This is a genomic window from Candidatus Methylomirabilota bacterium (assembly GCA_036002485.1).
GTDB lineage: Bacteria > Methylomirabilota > Methylomirabilia > Rokubacteriales > CSP1-6 > AR37.
Genome location: DASYTI010000219.1, coordinates 1 through 18,113, shown reverse-complemented (window position 1 = coordinate 18,113; position 18,113 = coordinate 1). Strand labels below are relative to the sequence as shown.

Annotated in this window: 15 protein-coding genes; 10 read left to right on the top strand and 5 right to left on the bottom strand. The window is 68.1% G+C overall.

Annotated features, from left to right (window positions below; all coding sequences use genetic code 11):
* Nucleotides 1–365 precede the first annotated feature (365 nt).
* The 4 genes from VGT00_19600 to VGT00_19585 all read right to left on the bottom strand — a co-directional run bounded on the left by VGT00_19600 (nucleotide 366) and on the right by VGT00_19585 (nucleotide 4,802).
* A complete protein-coding gene (locus VGT00_19600) occupies nucleotides 366–1,664 on the bottom strand; it encodes a TRAP transporter large permease (GenBank protein ID HEV8533636.1) in 1,299 nt (432 codons plus the stop codon).
* A 16-nt stretch (nucleotides 1,665–1,680) separates the two neighbouring features.
* Nucleotides 1,681–2,154, bottom strand: a complete 474-nt coding sequence (locus tag VGT00_19595; GenBank protein HEV8533635.1) for a TRAP transporter small permease — start codon at nucleotides 2,152–2,154, stop codon at nucleotides 1,681–1,683.
* The gene (locus VGT00_19590; protein HEV8533634.1) at nucleotides 2,151–3,182 is read right to left on the bottom strand and encodes a TRAP transporter substrate-binding protein; all 1,032 of its coding nucleotides are present in this window, start codon (nucleotides 3,180–3,182) and stop codon (nucleotides 2,151–2,153) included. Before VGT00_19590 ends, VGT00_19595 begins: the two co-directional genes overlap by 4 nt.
* A gap of 93 nt (nucleotides 3,183–3,275) precedes the next feature.
* Nucleotides 3,276–4,802 carry a 4-hydroxyphenylacetate 3-hydroxylase N-terminal domain-containing protein gene (locus VGT00_19585; protein ID HEV8533633.1) on the bottom strand — a complete coding sequence of 509 codons (1,527 nt, stop codon included), beginning with the start codon at nucleotides 4,800–4,802 and terminating at the stop codon, nucleotides 3,276–3,278.
* A gap of 432 nt (nucleotides 4,803–5,234) precedes the next feature.
* On the opposite strand from VGT00_19585, the gene VGT00_19580 reads away from it, so the two are divergent.
* The 4 genes from VGT00_19580 to VGT00_19565 all read left to right on the top strand — a co-directional run bounded on the left by VGT00_19580 (nucleotide 5,235) and on the right by VGT00_19565 (nucleotide 7,616).
* Nucleotides 5,235–6,023 (top strand): aldolase/citrate lyase family protein, encoded by a 789-nt coding sequence (locus VGT00_19580; protein HEV8533632.1) that lies wholly within the window; start codon nucleotides 5,235–5,237, stop codon nucleotides 6,021–6,023.
* Between the two features lie 22 nt (nucleotides 6,024–6,045).
* Nucleotides 6,046–6,420: a nuclear transport factor 2 family protein gene (locus VGT00_19575; protein HEV8533631.1), complete on the top strand. Its 375-nt coding sequence runs from the start codon at nucleotides 6,046–6,048 to the stop codon at nucleotides 6,418–6,420.
* A gap of 202 nt (nucleotides 6,421–6,622) precedes the next feature.
* Nucleotides 6,623–6,997: an Hpt domain-containing protein gene (locus VGT00_19570; GenBank protein HEV8533630.1), complete on the top strand. Its 375-nt coding sequence runs from the start codon at nucleotides 6,623–6,625 to the stop codon at nucleotides 6,995–6,997.
* A gap of 10 nt (nucleotides 6,998–7,007) precedes the next feature.
* Nucleotides 7,008–7,616 (top strand): response regulator, encoded by a 609-nt coding sequence (locus tag VGT00_19565; protein HEV8533629.1) that lies wholly within the window; start codon nucleotides 7,008–7,010, stop codon nucleotides 7,614–7,616.
* 262 nt (nucleotides 7,617–7,878) lie between these two features.
* On the opposite strand, the gene VGT00_19560 is transcribed toward VGT00_19565, so the two are convergent.
* A complete protein-coding gene (locus VGT00_19560; GenBank protein HEV8533628.1) occupies nucleotides 7,879–8,313 on the bottom strand; it encodes a hypothetical protein in 435 nt (144 codons plus the stop codon).
* Between the two features lie 243 nt (nucleotides 8,314–8,556).
* Between VGT00_19560 and ileS the strand changes: the two genes are divergently transcribed.
* The 6 genes from ileS to VGT00_19530 form a co-directional block, all read left to right on the top strand.
* Nucleotides 8,557–11,403 (top strand): isoleucine--tRNA ligase, encoded by a 2,847-nt coding sequence (gene ileS / locus VGT00_19555; GenBank protein ID HEV8533627.1) that lies wholly within the window; start codon nucleotides 8,557–8,559, stop codon nucleotides 11,401–11,403.
* Nucleotides 11,400–11,873 (top strand): signal peptidase II, encoded by a 474-nt coding sequence (gene lspA / locus VGT00_19550; GenBank protein HEV8533626.1) that lies wholly within the window; start codon nucleotides 11,400–11,402, stop codon nucleotides 11,871–11,873. The genes ileS and lspA overlap by 4 nt, the downstream gene beginning before the upstream one ends.
* Nucleotides 11,870–12,835, top strand: a complete 966-nt coding sequence (locus tag VGT00_19545) for an RluA family pseudouridine synthase (protein ID HEV8533625.1) — start codon at nucleotides 11,870–11,872, stop codon at nucleotides 12,833–12,835. Before lspA ends, VGT00_19545 begins: the two co-directional genes overlap by 4 nt.
* A 122-nt stretch (nucleotides 12,836–12,957) precedes the next feature.
* Nucleotides 12,958–14,352, top strand: coding sequence for a bifunctional UDP-N-acetylglucosamine diphosphorylase/glucosamine-1-phosphate N-acetyltransferase GlmU (gene glmU, locus VGT00_19540; protein ID HEV8533624.1), 1,395 nt, complete (start codon nucleotides 12,958–12,960; stop codon nucleotides 14,350–14,352).
* A gap of 3 nt (nucleotides 14,353–14,355) precedes the next feature.
* Complete coding sequence (gene glmS / locus VGT00_19535; protein ID HEV8533623.1) at nucleotides 14,356–16,194, top strand: glutamine--fructose-6-phosphate transaminase (isomerizing); 1,839 nt, start codon at nucleotides 14,356–14,358, stop codon at nucleotides 16,192–16,194.
* Nucleotides 16,195–16,472: 278 nt separating this feature from the next.
* A partial coding sequence (locus VGT00_19530) for a UvrD-helicase domain-containing protein (protein HEV8533622.1) occupies nucleotides 16,473–18,113 on the top strand: 1,641 nt, incomplete at its 3' end.

Genomic DNA, 18,113 nt, shown 5'->3' with positions numbered 1-18,113 from the left:
GTTCGCCTCGCGAGCGGGACAGTCTCTCCCAGATCCTCCACGGGATCGGCAGGGTGGGGTCCTCGTCCCACGGGCACCGTGAACTCTACCGCCGCTGCTCGATGCTGCGGTTCCATCATATAAGGGCAGGGTGAGGGGGCGACGAGAGCGGCCCGGCCGAGGTAGCGACCAGTGCGCTGGTTTCTTTCAAGGAGCCAGTGATGTCGTTACTGCCCTGGGCCGATGGGAAGAATGCGGTCGTTGTTCATCCGTGCGCCTGCACCGATTGCGCCTTTCACTAGACCGTTTCGCGCCAGCTTCGATAAGCGCCTGATCGGGCCCGACCCCCCTGCCCTCTCCCCCACTGGGGGAGAGGGATGAGGCCGTCAGCGCATCATGCTGGGTAGCCAGAGCGAGATGATGGGGAAGGCGACCAGGATGGCCAGGCGGATCACGTCGGCCCACATGAAGGGCAAGACGCCGCTGAAGATGGTTGCCGTGCTCACCTCGGGGATCAGGGTTCGGAGCACGAACATGTTCATGCCCACGGGCGGGCTGATGAGGCCGATCTCCACCACGCACACGATGATGATGCCGAACCAGATGGGATCGAAGCCCAGGTGCACGATCACCGGGAAGAAGACGGGAATGGTGAGGAGGATCATCGACAGCTCTTCCATGGCCGTGCCGAGGATCACGTAGACCCCGCAGATGGCCGCCACCACCATGGTGGGGCTCACGTTGAAGCGCGTGACCCAGCTCTTGAGGTCGTTCGGCATCGTCGTGATGTTCACGAACTCCGCGAAAATCAGCGCGCCGATCAGGATCATGAACAGCATGGAGGTGGTGCGCGCGCTCTCGAGCAAGGCGGCGTAGAGCGTCCGCCAGGTGAGCGCCCGGCGCCACAGGGCGAAGATCATGGCCCCGAAGGCGCCCATGGCCGCCCCCTCGGTCGCCGTGAAGAAGCCGATGTAGATGCCGCCCATCACGAAGAAGAAGAGCGCGGCCACCGCCCACACATCCTTGAGGGCGAGCAGGCGCTCCCCCCAGCTCGAGCGCTCGCCCGGCGGGCCCGATCGGGGATCGCGCCAGGTCATGTACTGGACGGCCCCGCAGAGGAGGATGGCCCCGAGGATCCCGGGCAGGATCCCCGCGGCGAACAGCTTGCCGATGTTGGTCTCGGTGAAGACGCCGTAGATCACCATGATGGTTGACGGCGGGATCATGATACCCAGAGTGCCGCCCCCCGCGACGACACCTGCGGCGAGCCGGTCCGAGTAGCCGAAGCGCTTCATGGACGGGTAGGCCACCTTCGCGAAGGTGGCCGCGGTGGCGATGGAGGAGCCGCAGATCCCGCCGAAGCCCGCGGAGGCCCAGACGGTGGCCATGGCCAGCCCGCCGCGCAGATGCCCGATGAAGGCGTAGGCGGCGCGAAACAGCTCCTGCGACATGCCCGCGCGCGTGACGAAGTTGCCCATCAAGATGAACAGCGGGACCACCGACAGCGTGTAGTTGCGCCCCGTCTCGTAGAGCTTGGTCTGGACGGTGGCGGAAGCCACCGCCCAGTTCCAGTCGCGCATGTAGGCGTAGCCCACGAAGCCCACGATGGCCATGGCGAACGAAATAGGCACGCGCAGGCAGCACAGCAGCATCATCACGACGAGGCCGATCAGGCCCTCGATCACGTGAGGATCTCTCGAATCACCGGCGCTCGATCACCTTGTACAGGTGGATCACCCCGGCCAGCGCGAGGGTGACGGCCATGAAGTACACGAAGGGCCCGTACACGATGCGGAGCACGTCGGTGGCGTCCCGATAGGCCCAGATGCGGTCGGCCTTGCGCCACACGAGCCAGGTGAGCAGGAGCATGAAGGCGCCATTCACGAGCTGGACGAAGCGCTCCAGCCAGCCCTGCGAGCGCGGGCCGAGGAGGCGGTCGATGAAATCCATGACGGCGTGCTCGTCGGCGAAGGAGACGAGGGGCAGCCCCGCGAAGATCAGCACGAGCAGCATCAGCTCGGTGATCTCAAAGGCACCCCGCAGCGGGCGGCTGAAGACGTAGCGCGCTACCACGTCCACCACCGTGAGGGCCATCATGGCGAAGAGAATCGCGGCGGCGACCACGCCGAGGAGCGCGTCGGCGTGGCGCTTCCACTTCGGCGCGGACGTGGTCACTTCCCGGCGGCGACCTTCTTCAGCTCCTCCCGGAACTCCGCCAGCACCTTGGGAGCATCCACGCCCTTGGCCTTGGCCTTGGTGATCCAATCGTCGACGATCGGAGCGGAGCGCTTCTTGACCTCGGCCACCAGCTCGGGGTTGGCGTTGACGATCTTCACGCCCGACTTCTTCAGCGCCTCCATGCCCTTCCGGTCGGCCTCGTCCCAGGAGGCGCCGGCCAGTCGCGCGATGTGCTCGCCGGAGAGCTTCGCGATCGCCTCCTGATCCTGCTTGGGCAGCTTGTTCCACTTGTCCTCGTTCATGAAGAAGCCGAAGGCCGAGCTGTACATCCCGCCCGGGAACAGCGTCGCCTGCTCGAGCACCGTGTCGAGCTTGAACGAGACGATGGATTCCAGAGGGAAGAACACTCCGTCGGCGACGCCGGAGCTGAGGAGCTCGTAGGACTCGGGGGCGGGCTTGACGAAGGCGGAGGTGCCGAGGGCCTTGGCCACCGCCTCCGCGATACCGCCGCCCGTGCGGATCTTCAAACCCTGGATGTCATTGATGCCGGCCACCGGCCGCTTGGTGAACATTTGCCCGGGCCCGTGCGTGAAGACTCCGAGGAGCTTCACGCCCTTGTACTCGCCGACCTTGTCGAAGTGCTTCCAGTAGATGCGAGAATAGGCGACCGAGTTGATGAGGGCCGTCTCGCCGGCCCCGGGCAGCTCCGCCATGAGGGGCAGAATGTGGCGGGCCGGCGTGTAGCTCGCGGTGACGTACGAGAGGTCGACGAGGCCGTCTCTCACCGCGTCGAAAGTGCCGGGCGGCGCCGACGGATGCTTGGGCAGCATCTGGAACTTGACGCGCCCATTGGTGGCCTTCTCGACCTCGTTCGCCCAGCCCTGCAGCACCACGCCCGTCAGGTGATGCTGAGGCGACACCCACGACGACATCGTGAGCGTGGTGGTCTGGGCGAGGGCGGGCTGGGTCGCGGCCATGACGAGGCCGGCCAGAGCGACGAGCAGCGATGCCTTCACATTCCTCATGGAGATCCCCTTTCGCGGCGCGACGAAGATCGGCGGCCGCCGCGTAGTGTAGCAGCCTGGGCGACGGTTTCACGGGTGGTACTGCTAGCCCCCTCACCCTCCCCTCTCCCCCGATGGGGGAGAGGGATACTGACGAGGGCTCGCGCCGGGGGGCGGGGTGATCGGCCGCCGCGGGGCGAGGGGAATGGCGCGGATGCTGTCGAAGTTGACGTCCGGCATTTCCAGGCTCAGCGAGCGCAAGACGGCGTTGGCCAGCTCGTTGTAGCGGCTGAAGTAGCGGCGAAGCCGCCCGCGCCAGGCCGGGATGCCGCCGTTGGCGTGAAGCTCGAAGGCCGATTCGCGACCGTCCAGGGCGGACGCGATATGGTCCGAGGCCATCTGGAGCAACGCGGAGCGCTGGAGCGCCGTATAGCCGCCCCCGCTGAACGACTCCTCCAGACCTGCTCCGACCTCGGGCGCCGTCAGGTCCTTGTCCGACGGCGCGACCACGAGCGAGGAGCCCGGGAGAATGCGAAGAATCTCCGCCATGCGCTGTCGCGCTTTCTGGATCGCGATGCTGCCCGCCGCGATGTGGCCCCGGCCGGGGATGCAGTAGCCCTCGGCCGTCACCTCGGGGTCGAGCTCGGCCGCGGTCTGGCAGGTGCGGACGGTCTGCACGTCGACGATCAGATCGACGAGGTACTCGATGGTGGGCTCGTGCTCCTTCAGCCCCATGGCGTCGGCGCAGGCGAGGGCGAGCCCGAGCGTGAACTCCGCCTTCGAGAGCCAGCAGTAGAGCTGATGCCAGAAGAGCCACGAGGCCATGACATCCGGAGAGGGGTCCATCAGGAACGTCCGCTCCCAGGGAATGAACACATCTTCCAGCCACATCTGGCCGTCCAGCTCATCGTAGCGGCTGCTGAGGGGGGCGATGAACGGGTTCTGATGCCGCGCGGAGATCTTGCGGCAGAGGATGGTGACCCCAGGCGCGTTGACGGGGACGATGAAGGTGGCGCGATGGGGACCGCGGTCCACTCCGCAGTGGGCGCCGACGTAGACATCCTCGGCGTAGGCCGGGCTCGTGTGCATGCCCACCTTGCCGCGAAGCACGAGGCCGGCATCCGTCTCGCGCACGACCTGAAGGGCGACGCGCTCGGCCGGGTCTTCGCGGAAGCGATAGCCGATGGTGGCGGCGCCCGCCGAGAAGGTGAGGAACCGTCCGGTCCGGCCGATCAGACGGCGGTATTCCGAGATGTTGACGATCTGCTCGCGTGAGACGAACCGCTGCTGGACGGCGTCGAGGATGCCGAGCGCGATGAGGTTGCCGTAGGCCGGCGTGTGCGTGATGTTACCGGCGCTCAGGAAGGTGGTGGCGGAGTAGCACCGACCCATGGCGCGTAGATCGGCGGCGCTCGTCGGCAACGCGTAGGCCCACGGCGCGCGCTTGCCCTCTGAGTCGGGCGGCGCGAGGACGATGTCTTGCCAGGCGGGGTCGAAGTGGCGGTCGTACCAGGCGACGTACTCGTCCACCATGGCGCGGGTGGCCGGATGCACGGTGACGTCCTCGATCAAGCCTTCGCCCATGACATAGACCCTGCGCCCATCTCGCAAGGCCTCTCGGTACTCCGCACCAGTTCTCATGTCCCTTTGCCTCGGCTCCGGTCGGAATATGATGCGACGGGCGTGATTCTCTCCTGCCTCTGCGGCTCCTGACAAGTGACCCTTCTTCTCGGCGGCCTTGCGTACCGAGTACGAGCGCGGTAGCTTGCCGGAGACGGCGAAGCGCGTCGAGGGCAAGGCGGCCATCGTCGCGGGCGCGGTGACGGGGTGAGCTAGGGCCCTAGACTAGATTGTGGGTGAGCAGGCGCTCCCCCTCACCCTGCCCTCTCCCCCAATGGGGGAGAGGGATCGGAAAGACGAGTGCAGCACGGCGAGGCTGTTTTTATCCCTCTCCCCCGTCGCGGGGGAGCGGGCCGCAGTTCGAGTTGAGCGGCGCAGCCGCGAGGCGAGGGCTGAGTGGATCAGGGGGAGTACAGGACCCGGGTGCGTTCATGAACAAGCGAGGCCAGAGACATGAATGAAAACAAGTATCGCTCCCGCGCCGAGCGCGGCGAGGTGCAGATTGGCACGTGGGTGACCATGATCCGGACACCCGCCGTGCTCACCCTGCTCCAGGCGGCGGGTCTCGACTTCGTCCGCGTCGACATGGAGCACTCGCCCTTCTCGATGGAGACGGTCGCCGACATGGCGACGCTGGCGCGCGCGCTCGACTTTCCCATGGTGGTGCGTCCTCCCGAAGGCAATCGTGAGTGGGTGACGCGGCTGCTCGACGCGGGCGTGTGGAACCTTCACATCCCGCAGATCGACACGCCGGAGCAGGCGGCGGCCGTGGCCGCGTGCAGTCGCTACGCCCCCCTGGGCGAGCGCGGCATGTACGGCTTCGGCCCCCACACGCAGTACCGCACGTCACCGCCGGGCGAGCACATGGCGACCGCGAACGCGCGCGTGCACGTCACGGCCATGCTCGAGACGAAGAAGGCCTTCGAGCGGCTGGACGAGATCGCCTCGGTGCCGGGCATCGACGCGCTGACCATCGGGCCGACCGATCTGGCCCAGGACCTGGGCGTGCTCGGCACGCCCGCCCAGAAGGACGCGCTGCGCGACTACCGCGTCCGTCTGGCCGAGGCCGCGCGCAAGCACGGCAAGGTGGTCTCCATGGCCATCGACAGCGTGGAGGGCGTGCGCGAGATGATCGCCCTCGGCGCCACCATCGTCAACTACTCCTCGGACACGGCCGTGCTCCGCTCGGGCTACGCGCGGGCCATCGAGGAGATTCGCCGCCCGCCTGCCGCCAAACGGTAGCGAGGCGCTGGAGGGAGATCAGATGGCCACCACCACCGCGTCCCGGTCAGATCTCGAAGTCCTGCAGACTCTGAACCGCGACTACATCAATTCCGTGCAGGCCGGCGACGTCCGCCGCTTCGACCAGATCCTGGCCGAGGACTTCCTGTGCTCCAATCCCAACGGCACCCTCATCGATCGCGAGGCCTTCCTGAAGCAGACGGCGCAGCCCGTGAAGATCTCGAACCTCCAGGCCCACGACGTCAACATCCGCCTCATGGGCGACATCGCCATCATCCACGCCCGCACCACCTACGCGCGTCCCGACGGCCAACCCGGCGCCGGCCGCTACACGGACATCTGGGCGCGCCGCAACGGGACCTGGCTCGCCGTCTCCGCTCACGTCACCCGCTGCTGAGCAGGCGGCTGAAGAAGAGCCCGGCCGTCACGAGCTGACGGAAGTGGCATTCCTCGTCACCGGTCGTGCCGCCTTCCGTCAAGGTCCGTCGACCGAGTCGGCGAACTCATCAATAACCCTGGCGAGTCGAGCTTGGCACCGGCAGTGCACAATCTCCATGGGCCAATCCAACTTCTCTTTGCTCGACTCATGGGAGGGCGAGATGCCGGGGCGGACCGCGGGACAGGTGGACGACGCGCCGGTGCGGATGTCGCTCGCCCTCGGCCGAGTCGAAGGCGACAAGGATCTCCTGAAAGAGCTGGTCGACACCTTCCTGGAAGATCTGTCAGAGCGTGTGGCGTTCCTGACGGCGGCCATCCGGCGCGGCGACGGTCAGGAGACGTTCCGGTCGGCCCACAGCCTGCGAGGTCCGCTCGGGGTCCTTTGCGCCGAGAAGGCGCTCGCGCTGGCCGGAGAGCTCGAGACCATGGGCCGGGCCGGCCAGCTCGGGGAAGCGGCCACTGTCTGCGACGCCTTCGAGCTGGAGATCACGAGGGCCGCCGCCTTTCTCAGCTCTTTCGATTGGAAGAGTCTGTGAGGCGGACCCGGTGAAGATCCTGATCGCCGACGACGATCGGCTCACGCGCCGCATGCTCGAGGTGATCCTCGCCAAGGCAGGCCATGAGCTGGTGGCGGCGGCCAGCGGCTCCGAAGCCTGGCAGATCTTGAGCAGCCCGGAGGCTCCCTCCCTCGCGATCCTGGACTGGATGATGCCCAAGATGACGGGATTGGAGGTGTGCGGCAAGGTCCGAGAGGCGGGCGCGGCCGTCCCCACCTACCTCATCGTGTTGACGTCGAGAGGCCAGATGGACGACCTGGTGACGGCCTTCGAAGCCGGAGCGGACGACTACATCACGAAGCCGTTCGAGGCCGAGGAATTGCGGGCCCGTGTCTCCGTCGGAGTGCGGATGGTGACCCTGCAGCAGCAGCTGGCCGATCGCATCCTCGCCCTCGAGGAATCGCTCGCCCACGTCCAGCAGCTCCAGGGCCTCATTCCCATCTGCGCGTGGTGCCGGCAGGTCCGGAGCGATGGAAACTTCTGGGAGAAGGTGGAGAGCTATCTGGGCAAGCGCTCAGGCCTGCAGTTCACGCATGCCATCTGTCCAGCCTGCAAGGCCAAGCAGACCGAAGGTCTGAGGCAGCTTCGCCCCGCCTGATTACGCTCTCCGCCTACTGCGCAGGCGGCTCAAAAAGGTCCAGATGCGAGGCGGCGCCCCGCCCTTCGAGTTGAGCGCCGGCCCCTGGCCGACGCGAGACGAGGGCTGAGTCGATCCGCACGCGAGGCGTACTCTCTGTACGTTGAGCGTGCGACCGAGGGCGCCGTCATTGAGTCACTTGGCGGCGAATCACTTTGATTGAGCAGGGGGTCTCTTCGCGCAAGCGCTCATCGCCGCAGATGGGCCTTTTTCAGCCCGCCTGCTAGCGGGGGCGGAAGCTTGTCAGGTCTACCTGGGCCGCGTGGGCGCGGATGACGCCGCCGTCTTCGTTGTGACAGGGGTCGGCCTTGCCCGTGTGCCCCTTCACCCCGGCCAGCGCGTGGCACATCTCGTGGGCGAAGACCTCGTACAGCCACTCCGGCATGCCTTCTACCCGCGGCAGGATGATGGTGGCGCCCGTCGGACCGGCGATGGTGCAGGCCGCACCGAAGGGCTGGCAGCCGCCCTTGACGACGATGACGGACGAGAGATACGCCTGCGGAGCAACCTGCCCCTTCTGGAAGACCATCGGTTGACCGGCGGACTGGGAGCTTGATCCCACCGAGGCGCAACCAGAGAAGATCAGCAATCCCAAGAACAGGAAGAGACCCCAGGTGGCCCGGGTGCTCTGCATTGGCTTCACGTTTTCACGGTTCATGATGTCCCCCTCACGGGGGAAGGTCGGCTTACCTCGGAGAACCTCTGAGTGGACGCCACGAAAGACATCGAGAGGCCGATGTCGGCGGATTGTGCGCCGCCACGAAAGACGTCGAGGAACCTGTGTCGGCGGATTGTGCGCCGCCACGAAAGGCGCCGAGCGGCCTCTGTCGGCAGAATTTTGGGCGTAGCCCGAGGGGCGTTCCTTGCCCTAAACGCCTATCGGTGTTACGTTTTGACCTCAATGGACTACAAGGACACCCTGAACCTTCCGAAGACGTCCTTCCCCATGAAGGCCAATCTGCCCAAGCTCGAGCCCGACATGCTCAAGCGTTGGGAGGAGATGGACATCTATGGACGTCTGCGCAAGGCGTCGGCCACGCGCCCGCTGTGGATCCTCCACGATGGCCCACCTTATGCCAATGGCCACATCCACATGGGCACCCTGCTCAACAAGGTGTTGAAGGACTTCGTCGTCAAGTCCCGGAGCATGCTGGGACACAATTCGCCGTACGTGCCGGGCTGGGACTGCCACGGGCTGCCCATCGAGCACCAGGTGGACATGGAGCTCGGCCTCGACACGGCGAGCGTGGACGTGCGACAGGCCATGGACCCGATCGAGAAGCGGCGGCGCTGTCGCGAGTACGCCGCCAAGTTCATCGACATCCAGCGCGAGGAGTTCAAGCGCCTGGGTATCTTCGGCGACTGGGAGGATCCATACCGGACCATGGCGCCGGCCTACCAGGCGACCATCGTGCGTGAGTTCGGGCGCTTCGTCGGACGCGGTCTCGTGCACAAGGGCCTCAAGCCCGTGCACTGGTGCATGTACTGCAAGACGGCCCTGGCCCAGGCCGAGGTCGAGTACGAGGAGCAGACCACGCCCTCGGTCTACGTCAAGTTCCCGCTCGTCTCGCCCTCGGCTGAGCTGAAGCGAGCTCTGGGGAACCGGCGCGCGTCTCTGGTCATCTGGACCACGACTCCGTGGACGCTTCCCGCCAACCTCGCCATCGCGGTCCATCCGGGGGCGACCTATACGGCGCTGGAGGTGGACGGCGAGGCCCTCGTGGTGGCGCGCCCGCTCGCCGAGGCCTTCTCCGCCCTCCCGGGTCTCCAGGGACGGACGCGGCCGACCGACGTCGCCCTCCCCGGTGAGGCGCTCGTGGGCTCGGTGGCGCGGCATCCGTGGATCGATCGCGAGGTGCCCGTCCTCGGCGCGGACTTCGTGGCCATGGACACGGGCACGGGGCTCGTCCACATCGCCCCCGGTCACGGCGAGGAGGACTACGAGCTCGGGCGCAAGGCGGGACTCAAGATCTACAACCCCGTGGACGACGACGGGCGCTTCCTGCCCGAGGTGGCGGTCTTCGCGGGCATGACGGTGTGGGAGGCCAATCCGAAGATCATCGACCTCCTGCGCGCGCGGAACGCCCTGGTCGCCCAGGTGGTCGTCGAGCATACGTATCCGCATTGCTGGCGGTGCAAGAACCCGACGCTCTTCCGCGCGACCGAACAGTGGTTCATCGCGCTCGACAAGAACGGGCTGCGCCAGCGGGCCCTCGACGCCATCCGGAACCATGTGCGCTGGATCCCCGCGTGGGGCGAGGAGCGGATCTACAACATGGTCGCCCATCGGCCCGAGTGGGTGATCTCGCGCCAGCGGGTGTGGGGTGTGCCCATCGTGGCCTTCTACTGCGCGGGCTGTGAGACCTTGCTGCTCGACCAGGCCGTGGTGGAGCACGTGGCCGGCATCATGGAAGCGGGAACGGGCGCCGACGAGTGGTATGCGCGGGATGCCAAGGACCTGCTGCCCGCGGGCACGGCCTGCGGAAAATGCGGCGGGGGGGAGTTCCGCAAGGAGACCGACATTCTGGACGTCTGGTTCGACTCGGGCTGCAGCCACGCGGCCGTGCTCGAGAAGCGTCCGGAGCTGAGATGGCCGGCCGAGATGTATCTGGAGGGCTCGGACCAGCACCGCGGGTGGTTCCACTCCTCGCTGCTCGAGGCGGTGGGCACTCGCGACCGCGCGCCCTACGGCTCCGTGCTCACGCATGGATTCGTGGTGGACGGTGATGGCCGGAAGATGTCGAAGTCCCAGGGCAACAACATCGCCCCGGACGAGCTCATGCCGAAGTTCGGGGCCGACGTGCTGCGTCTCTGGGTCGCGGCCGAAGACTATGCCGAGGACGTCCGACTCTCCGACGAGATCCTCAACCGGCTCGCCGATGCCTATCGACGCATCCGGAATACCTGCCGGTTCCTCCTCGGCACCCTCGCCGATTTCGATCCCGAGCGCGATCGGGTCTCCTACGACCGCATGGAGGAGCTCGATCGCTGGGCCCTCCTGCGCCTGGGCGAGCTCATCGCGCGCGCGCGGCGGGCCTACGAGGAGTATCAATTCCACGTGGTCTTCCACGCCGCGCACAATTTCTGCGCGGTGGACCTCTCGGCTCTCTATCTCGACATCATCAAGGACCGGCTGTACGTGTCGGCTCCGGACGATCCCAAGCGTCGCGCGGCGCAGACCGTGTGCTTCGAGATCCTCACGGCCCTCGCGCGATTCCTGGCCCCCGTCTTGACCTTCACGGCCGACGAGGTGTGGTCGCACATCCCGGGCCGCGGCAAGCCCGAGAGCGTGCATCTGGTCACCTTTCCCGAGGAGCGCGGGGAGTGGATCAACGAGCGGCTGCGCGGGGAGTGGGAGCGCTTGCTCGAGGTGCGCGGCGAGGTCTCGCGGGCCCTCGAGGCGGCGCGCCAGCAGGGGCGGATCGGCAAGGCCGTGGACGCGGTGGTCTTCATCGTCTCGGCTCCGGAGGAGGAGTGGCGGCCGCTCCTCGAGACCAAGGGCGACGCGCTCCTCGCCACCCTGTTCAACGTGTCGGCCGTGCGCTTCAGCGCCGCCCCGCCCGCGGACAGCGTCACCCGCTACGAGGGCCAGGACATTCCCGGGCTCGTGCTCGAGGTCATCCCCGCCGCCGCCCTCGGCTGGAAGCGCTGCGAGCGCTGCTGGACCTGGAGCGAGGGCGTGGGCGCCGATCCCGCCCACCCGGCGCTGTGCGGGCGCTGCCTGCCGGTGGTGCGCGCGCGCGCATGAAGCTCGTGGCGGCCCTGGCGGGGATCGTCGTGATCCTCGACCAGGTGGCCAAGTGGCTGGCCCTTACCCGCCTGCCCTCCGGCGTTCCCCTCCCGGTGATCGACGGATTCTTCTCGCTCACGCTCATCATGAATCCCGGACTGGCCTTCGGCATGCTCTCGGCGGTGCCGCCGACGTGGCGGTGGGTGGTGGCCGTCCTGTCTCTGGGCGCACTGGGCGTGCTCGCCGCTCTCGCGGTGAGGCTCTTGCCGGATGGCGGGAAACCGGCGGCCATCGCCATGGGACTGATCTTCGGCGGAGCCGCCGGCAACCTCATCGACCGGGCGCGCTTCGGGGCCGTCGTGGATTTCCTCGATTTCTACTGGCGCGGCTGGCACTGGCCCGCCTTCAATGTGGCGGACTCCGCCATCAGCGTGGGGGTGGCCCTCCTGGCCCTGCGCATGCTGATGACCTCGCCCCCGCGCGCATGACGGGCGCGGCCGCCCGACGCGTGGCGGCCACCGTCGAACGCGCCGAGGCGGGCCGGCGCCTCGACCTCTGGCTCGCCGAGCGGCTGCCCGATCTCTCGCGCACCCGCATCAAAGCGCTCGTGGATGCGGGCCGCATCCGCGTCGACGATGCGCCCGCCCTCAAGGCCTCGCGCCGGCTCCGTCCGGGAGAGCGGGTGGAGGCCGAGATTCCGCCTCCCCCGCCCGAGGAGATGGTCCCGGAGGCGATTCCCCTGACCATTGTCTTCGAGGACGACCACGTCCTTGTCGTGGACAAGCCGGCGGGTATGGTGACGCATCCGGGCGCGGGCGCGCGCTCGGGAACACTGGCCGCCGCCGCCCTGGCGCATGCGCCGGGTCTGGCGGGGGTGGGCGGTCCCCGGCGGCCCGGCATCGTGCATAGACTCGACAAGGGCACCTCGGGGCTGATCGCGCTGGCCAAGACGCCTCAGGCCTATGACTCGCTCACCGCGCAGCTCCAGCGCCGCACCGTCTCGCGGCGGTATCTCTGCCTCGCCTACGGCGTGATCCGGCGAGAGGACGGCGTGATCGACGCCCCGCTCACCCGCGATCCCAAGTCGCGAGTGCGTATGGCGGTGGCGCGGGAGGGGACGGGCCGGCGGGCCGTCACCCGCTTTCACGTGCTCGAGCGCTTTCGGACCGCGACCTTTCTCGAGTGCCGGCTCGAGACGGGGCGCACGCATCAGATCAGGGTGCATCTGGCGTCGATGGGCCACCCCCTCCTCGGTGACGAGACCTATGGCGGCCGTCGCGCGCGGTCCGGCGAGACGCTGCCCGAGGAGCTCGTGCGGGGTCTGGAGGGCGTGGCGCTCCATGCCGCCGGGCTGTCGTTTCTCCATCCCGTCACGGGCGAGCTGGTGGAGCTCGCGTCTCCTCTACCCACCAGGATTGTCAGGATCCTGTCTCATCTTCGTCCTCGGTGATCCCCCACATACCCCTTGGCATGTCGACGGCGGTCGATAAGGTCTCGTCAACCCGTCACTTGCAGCCCACCGTGCGGGGTCTCCGATGCTTGGCACGCCCCGTGCTAACCTAGTTCACGGTCATGAGCGTGCTCACTGCGGTGATCCTGGCGGCCGGCGATTCGAAGCGCATGCGCTCGAAGCTTCCCAAGGCGCTTCACCGCGTGTCCGGCCGCCCGCTCATCGACTATCCGGTGCGGCTCGGCCGCGCCCTCGGCGCGCAGGTGGTCCTGGTCATCGGGCGCGGAGCTTCCGAGGTCCGGGCCACCGTGGGCGAGGCGCAGGATCTCGTCTACGTCGAGCAGAAGGAGCGGCTCGGCACCGGGCACGCGGTGCTCCAGACGCGTGGCGCCTGCGGGGAGGGCGCCGTCCTCGTCCTGCCGGCGGATCAGCCCCTCATGTCGCGGGAGATGCTCCAGGCCCTCGTCGAGCATCACGGGAAGACGGGGGCGGCGGCCACTCTGCTCACGGCGGAGCTGCCGGATCCCACGGGCTATGGTCGAGTCATCCGTGAGGGTGGCCGCCCCGTGGGCATCGTCGAGGACAAAGACGCCACGCCCGCTCAGCGAGCCATCCACGAGATCGGCACCAGCGTGTACTGCTTCGACGCCAAGTCTCTCTGGTCCGCTCTCGGCCAGGTCGTGCCCCAGAACGAGCAGGGCGAATACTACCTGACCGACGTGATCGGTATCCTGGCCCGAAGCGGGGCGACCATCGAAGCGGTCAAGGCGACGGATCCCCGGGAATGCCTCGGCATCAACGATCGGAGCCAGCTCGCGGAGGTGGCGGCCGTCCTCCGGCGGCGCACGCTCGATCGCCTCATGGCCGCGGGGGTGACCATCCTGGATCCGTCGGCGACCTACGTGGACGATACGGTGACGGTCGGCGCCGACACGGTGATCTATCCTGGCGTCATCCTGGAGGGCGCCACGACCATCGGGGCCGAGTGCACGGTGGCCACGGGCTGTCACGTGAGCGCCAGTCGCATCGGCGATCGCGTCACCCTCCGGCCGTACTGCGTGCTCTCCGAGGCTCTCGTCGAGGCCGAGGCCCAGCTCGGCCCCTTTTGCCATCTCCGGCCCCTCTCGCACGTCGGCGTGGGCGCCCGCATCGGCAATTTCGTCGAGCTCAAGAAGTCGCGGATAGGGCGCGGCGCCAAGGTGCCGCATCTCTCCTATGTCGGCGACGCGACGGTGGGCGCCGGCGCCAACGTCGGGGCGGGCGCCATCACGTGCAACTACGACGGCGTGCACAAGCACGAGACGGTGATCGGGGCCGGGGCCTTCGTGGGGACCAACTCGAGCCTGGTGGCCCCGGTCACCATCGGCGAGGGCGCCTATGTCGGCGCGGGCTCCGTGATCACCAAGGACGTGCCTCCGGGGGCGCTCGCGGTGGCGCGCGGCAAGCAAGAGATTCGCGAAGGCTGGGCCACGCGCAAGCGACAAGGAAAGAAGAGCAAGGCGGAGGGGAAGGCCTGAGCCATGTGCGGCATCGTCGGCTATATCGGCGACAAGGACGCGGTGGGGCTCATCGTGGACGGCCTCAAGCGTCTCGAGTACCGCGGCTACGACTCGGCGGGCATCGCCGTGCTGGGCGCCGCGGGGCTCGAAGTGCGGCGCGCGGCCGGCCGCATCAAGGTGCTGGAGGGCATCCTGCGCGAGCGGCCGGTCAAGGGCAGCATCGGCATCGGGCACACGCGCTGGGCGACGCATGGCCGGCCCACCGATGACAACGCCCACCCGCACACCGACGGCTCGGGCACGCTCGTGGTCGTGCACAACGGCATCATCGAGAACTACCTGCCCATCAAGGAGCGGCTGGCCGCGGAAGGACACGTGTTCACGTCGGAGACCGATACCGAGGTGATCGCGCACCTCATCGAGCGCCACCTTCACGATACCCCGAGGCTCGACGAGGCCGTGCGCCGGGCCCTCCGCGAGCTTTCGGGATCCTATGCCATCGGGGTGCTGTCGAAGCAGACGCCCGACCGGCTGGTGGCGGCCAAGCACGGCGCGGGCAGTGTGGTGGTCGGGCTCGGGCAGGGAGAGACGCTCCTCGCCTCCGACATCCCCGCCCTGCTCGCCCACACGCGCGACGTGGTGATCCTGGAAGACGGCGACGTGGCGGTCATCACCCGCCACGGAGTCGAGATCACCGACCTCGCGGGTGCGCCCGTGTCGCGCACGCCCACCCGCATCCTCTGGGACCCGATCCTGGCGGAGAAGGGCGGATACCGCCACTTCATGCTCAAGGAGATCTACGAGCAGCCGCGGGCGGTGGCCGACACGCTCCGCGGCCGCGTCTCCCCCGAGGGCGGCACGGTGGTGCTGCCGGACATCGGGCTCGATCCCGAGATCGTGGAGAGACTGCAGCGCGTGGTCCTGGTCGCCTGCGGCACCTCATACCACGCCGCGCTCGTGGGGCGCTTCCTGATCGAGCGGCTGGCCGGGATCTCGGCGGAGGTCGACCTCGGCTCGGAATACCGCTACCGGGACGCCGTGCTCGGCCCCGAGACGCTGGTGGTCGCGCTGTCCCAATCTGGCGAGACGGCGGACACGCTCGGCGCCGTCAAGGCGGCGCGTGAAAAGGGCGCCCCCATCGTCGGCATCACCAATGTGGTGGGCTCCGCCCTCGCCCGCGAGTCCACGGGGCTGCTCTACACGCACGCGGGGCCCGAGATCGGCGTCGCCTCCTCCAAGACCTTCACGGTGACCCTGACCGCCTGCTACCTCCTGGCCCTCTGGCTCGGCCGCCGGCGCGGGGCCATTCCGGCCGAGGATGGCCGCAAGCACATCCAGGGCCTGCTCGAGCTGCCGCGCCTCCTCGAGCGCGTCCTCGAGAGCGAGCCGGCCATCGCGGAGCTGGCCCGCGACCTCGCCGGCTACAAGAACTTTCTCTTCCTCGGGCGGGGCATTCACTACCCCATGGCCCTCGAGGGCGCGCTCAAGCTCAAGGAGCTTTCCTATCTGCACGCCGAGGGCTACCCCGCCGGGGAGATGAAGCACGGGCCCATCGCCCTCATCGACGACGGCATGCCGGTGGTGGCGCTCGCCCCGAGGGACGGCTCGTACGATCGGATGATGGGCACCATCGAGGAGGTGCGCGCGCGCGAGGGGCGCGTCATCGCCCTCGCCCACGAGGGCGATCGGGAGATCGTAGCGCGCGTCTCGCGGGTGCTCACCGTGCCCGTCTCCGCCGAGCTCCTCTCCCCCATCATCATGGCCGTGCCCCTCCAGCTCCTGGCCTACCATCTCGCGGTTCGCCTCGGCCGCGACGTCGACCAGCCGCGCAACCTCGCCAAGTCCGTCACCGTCGAGTAGCGTACTGGGCCAATTTACTTCGCCAACTCTACTCAGCTCTCGCCTCGCGGCTGGGCCGCTCAGCTCGAAATCCCACGTTCTCGGTCGCCTGCAACGCTCAACGTACATACGGTACGCCTCGCGTTGCAGGCTCCCTCGGGCGTGGTTCTTCGAGCTGAGGGCGAAGGCCGAGGCGAGGGCTGGGTAAATCTGGCTCGCAACTTGGCCCAGTACGCACGTCTAGTCTGAGCGGAGCGGAGCGGGGCGGCGCGGCCGCCCCTGTGATATCGTGAGCTTCCATGCGCGGCACCGTCGCTCCCGAGACCATCCTTGCCTCGCTCAATCCCGTCCAGCGTCAAGCCGTCCAGGCGACCAAGGGGCCCGTGCTGGTCCTGGCCGGCGCGGGCAGCGGCAAGACGCGGGTGATCGCCCACCGGATCGCGTGGCTTCTCGGCGTCGAAGGCATAGACCCGCGCCACGTCCTCGCCGTCACCTTCACGAACAAGGCGGCGGGGGAGATGCGTCGGCGCGTGGAGGATCTGGTCGTGCCCGCGGGCATCCGGCCCCCCCTCATCGCCACCTTCCACTCGACGTGCGTGCGCATCCTGCGCGCGCGCGCCGCCCTCGTGGGCCTGCCCCCCTCCTTCGTGATCTACGACGAGGACGATCGGCTCACCATCGTCAAGGAGGCGATGCGCGAGCTCGACATGGACGAGCGCCAGACCACGCCCGCCTCGGTGGTCCACCGCATCAGCCACGCCAAGAACCACATGCTCGCCGTGGAAGAGGTCGAGCGGCTGGCCCGCACTCCGCGCGAGGAGCGCATGGCCCAGCTCTATCGCGTCTATGAAGAACGGCTCAAGGCCGCGGGAGGCGTCGATTTCGATGATCTGCTCCTCCTCGTCGTCCGACTCCTCGAGACTTCGCGGGAGGCGCGGGAGTGGTACCGGACCCTGTGGACGCACGTGCTCGTGGACGAGTACCAGGACACCAATCGCGCGCAGTACCGCATCGTCCAGCTCCTCACCGAGGCCCACCGCAACCTCTGCGTGGTGGGAGACCCCGACCAGTCCGTGTACCGCTGGCGGGGCGCCGATCTCCGGAACATCCTGGATTTCGAGAAGGACTTTCCCGACTGCCTGGTCGTCCCCCTCGAGCAGAACTATCGCTCGACCAAGCGCATTCTGGATATCGCCTCCGGCGTCATCGCCCACAATGCCGCGCGGCGCGACAAGCGTCTGTGGACGGAGAATGCCGAGGGCGACCGGGCGCAGGTCTACCGCGCCTGGGACGAGAACGAGGAAGCGGGCTGGGTGGCCCAGACCATCCGCTCGCAGCACGCGGCAGGGGCGGACTATCGCGACGTGGCCGTCTTCTATCGCACCAATGCGCAATCCCGCGTCCTGGAAGATGCGCTGCGCCGGGCCAGCATCCCCTACGTCATCGTGGGCGGGGTGCGCTTCTACGAGCGGCGCGAGGTCAAGGACCTCCTCGCATATCTGCGTCTGGTGGTCAACCCCCTGGACGATGTCGCCTTCCGACGCGCGGTGGCGGCGCCGAGCCGTGGGATCGGCAAGGCCACGCTCGACCGGCTCGCCGAGAGTGCCCGGGCGCGCGGCCTCTCGCTGCTCACGGCCAGCGCGGCGCCCTCGCCCGACCTGACGGCCAAGGCGCGACGGGCCCTCGAGGATTTCGGAAAGCTCATCGCCAAGCTTGGCGCCCTCCGCGAAAGTCTGGCCGTGCCGGCCCTGATCGACGAGGTCGCGGCCCTCTCCGGCTATCGCGACATGCTCAAAGCCGAGCGGACGGCCGAGGCCGAGGCCCGGCTCGAGAACATCGAGGAGCTGGTGGCGGCCTCGGAGGAGTTCATGGCCACCCGGCAGGCCGTCCAGGCTCTGGCACCCGACCTGGAGGCGGGCCCGGTCACCCTCGAAGCCTTT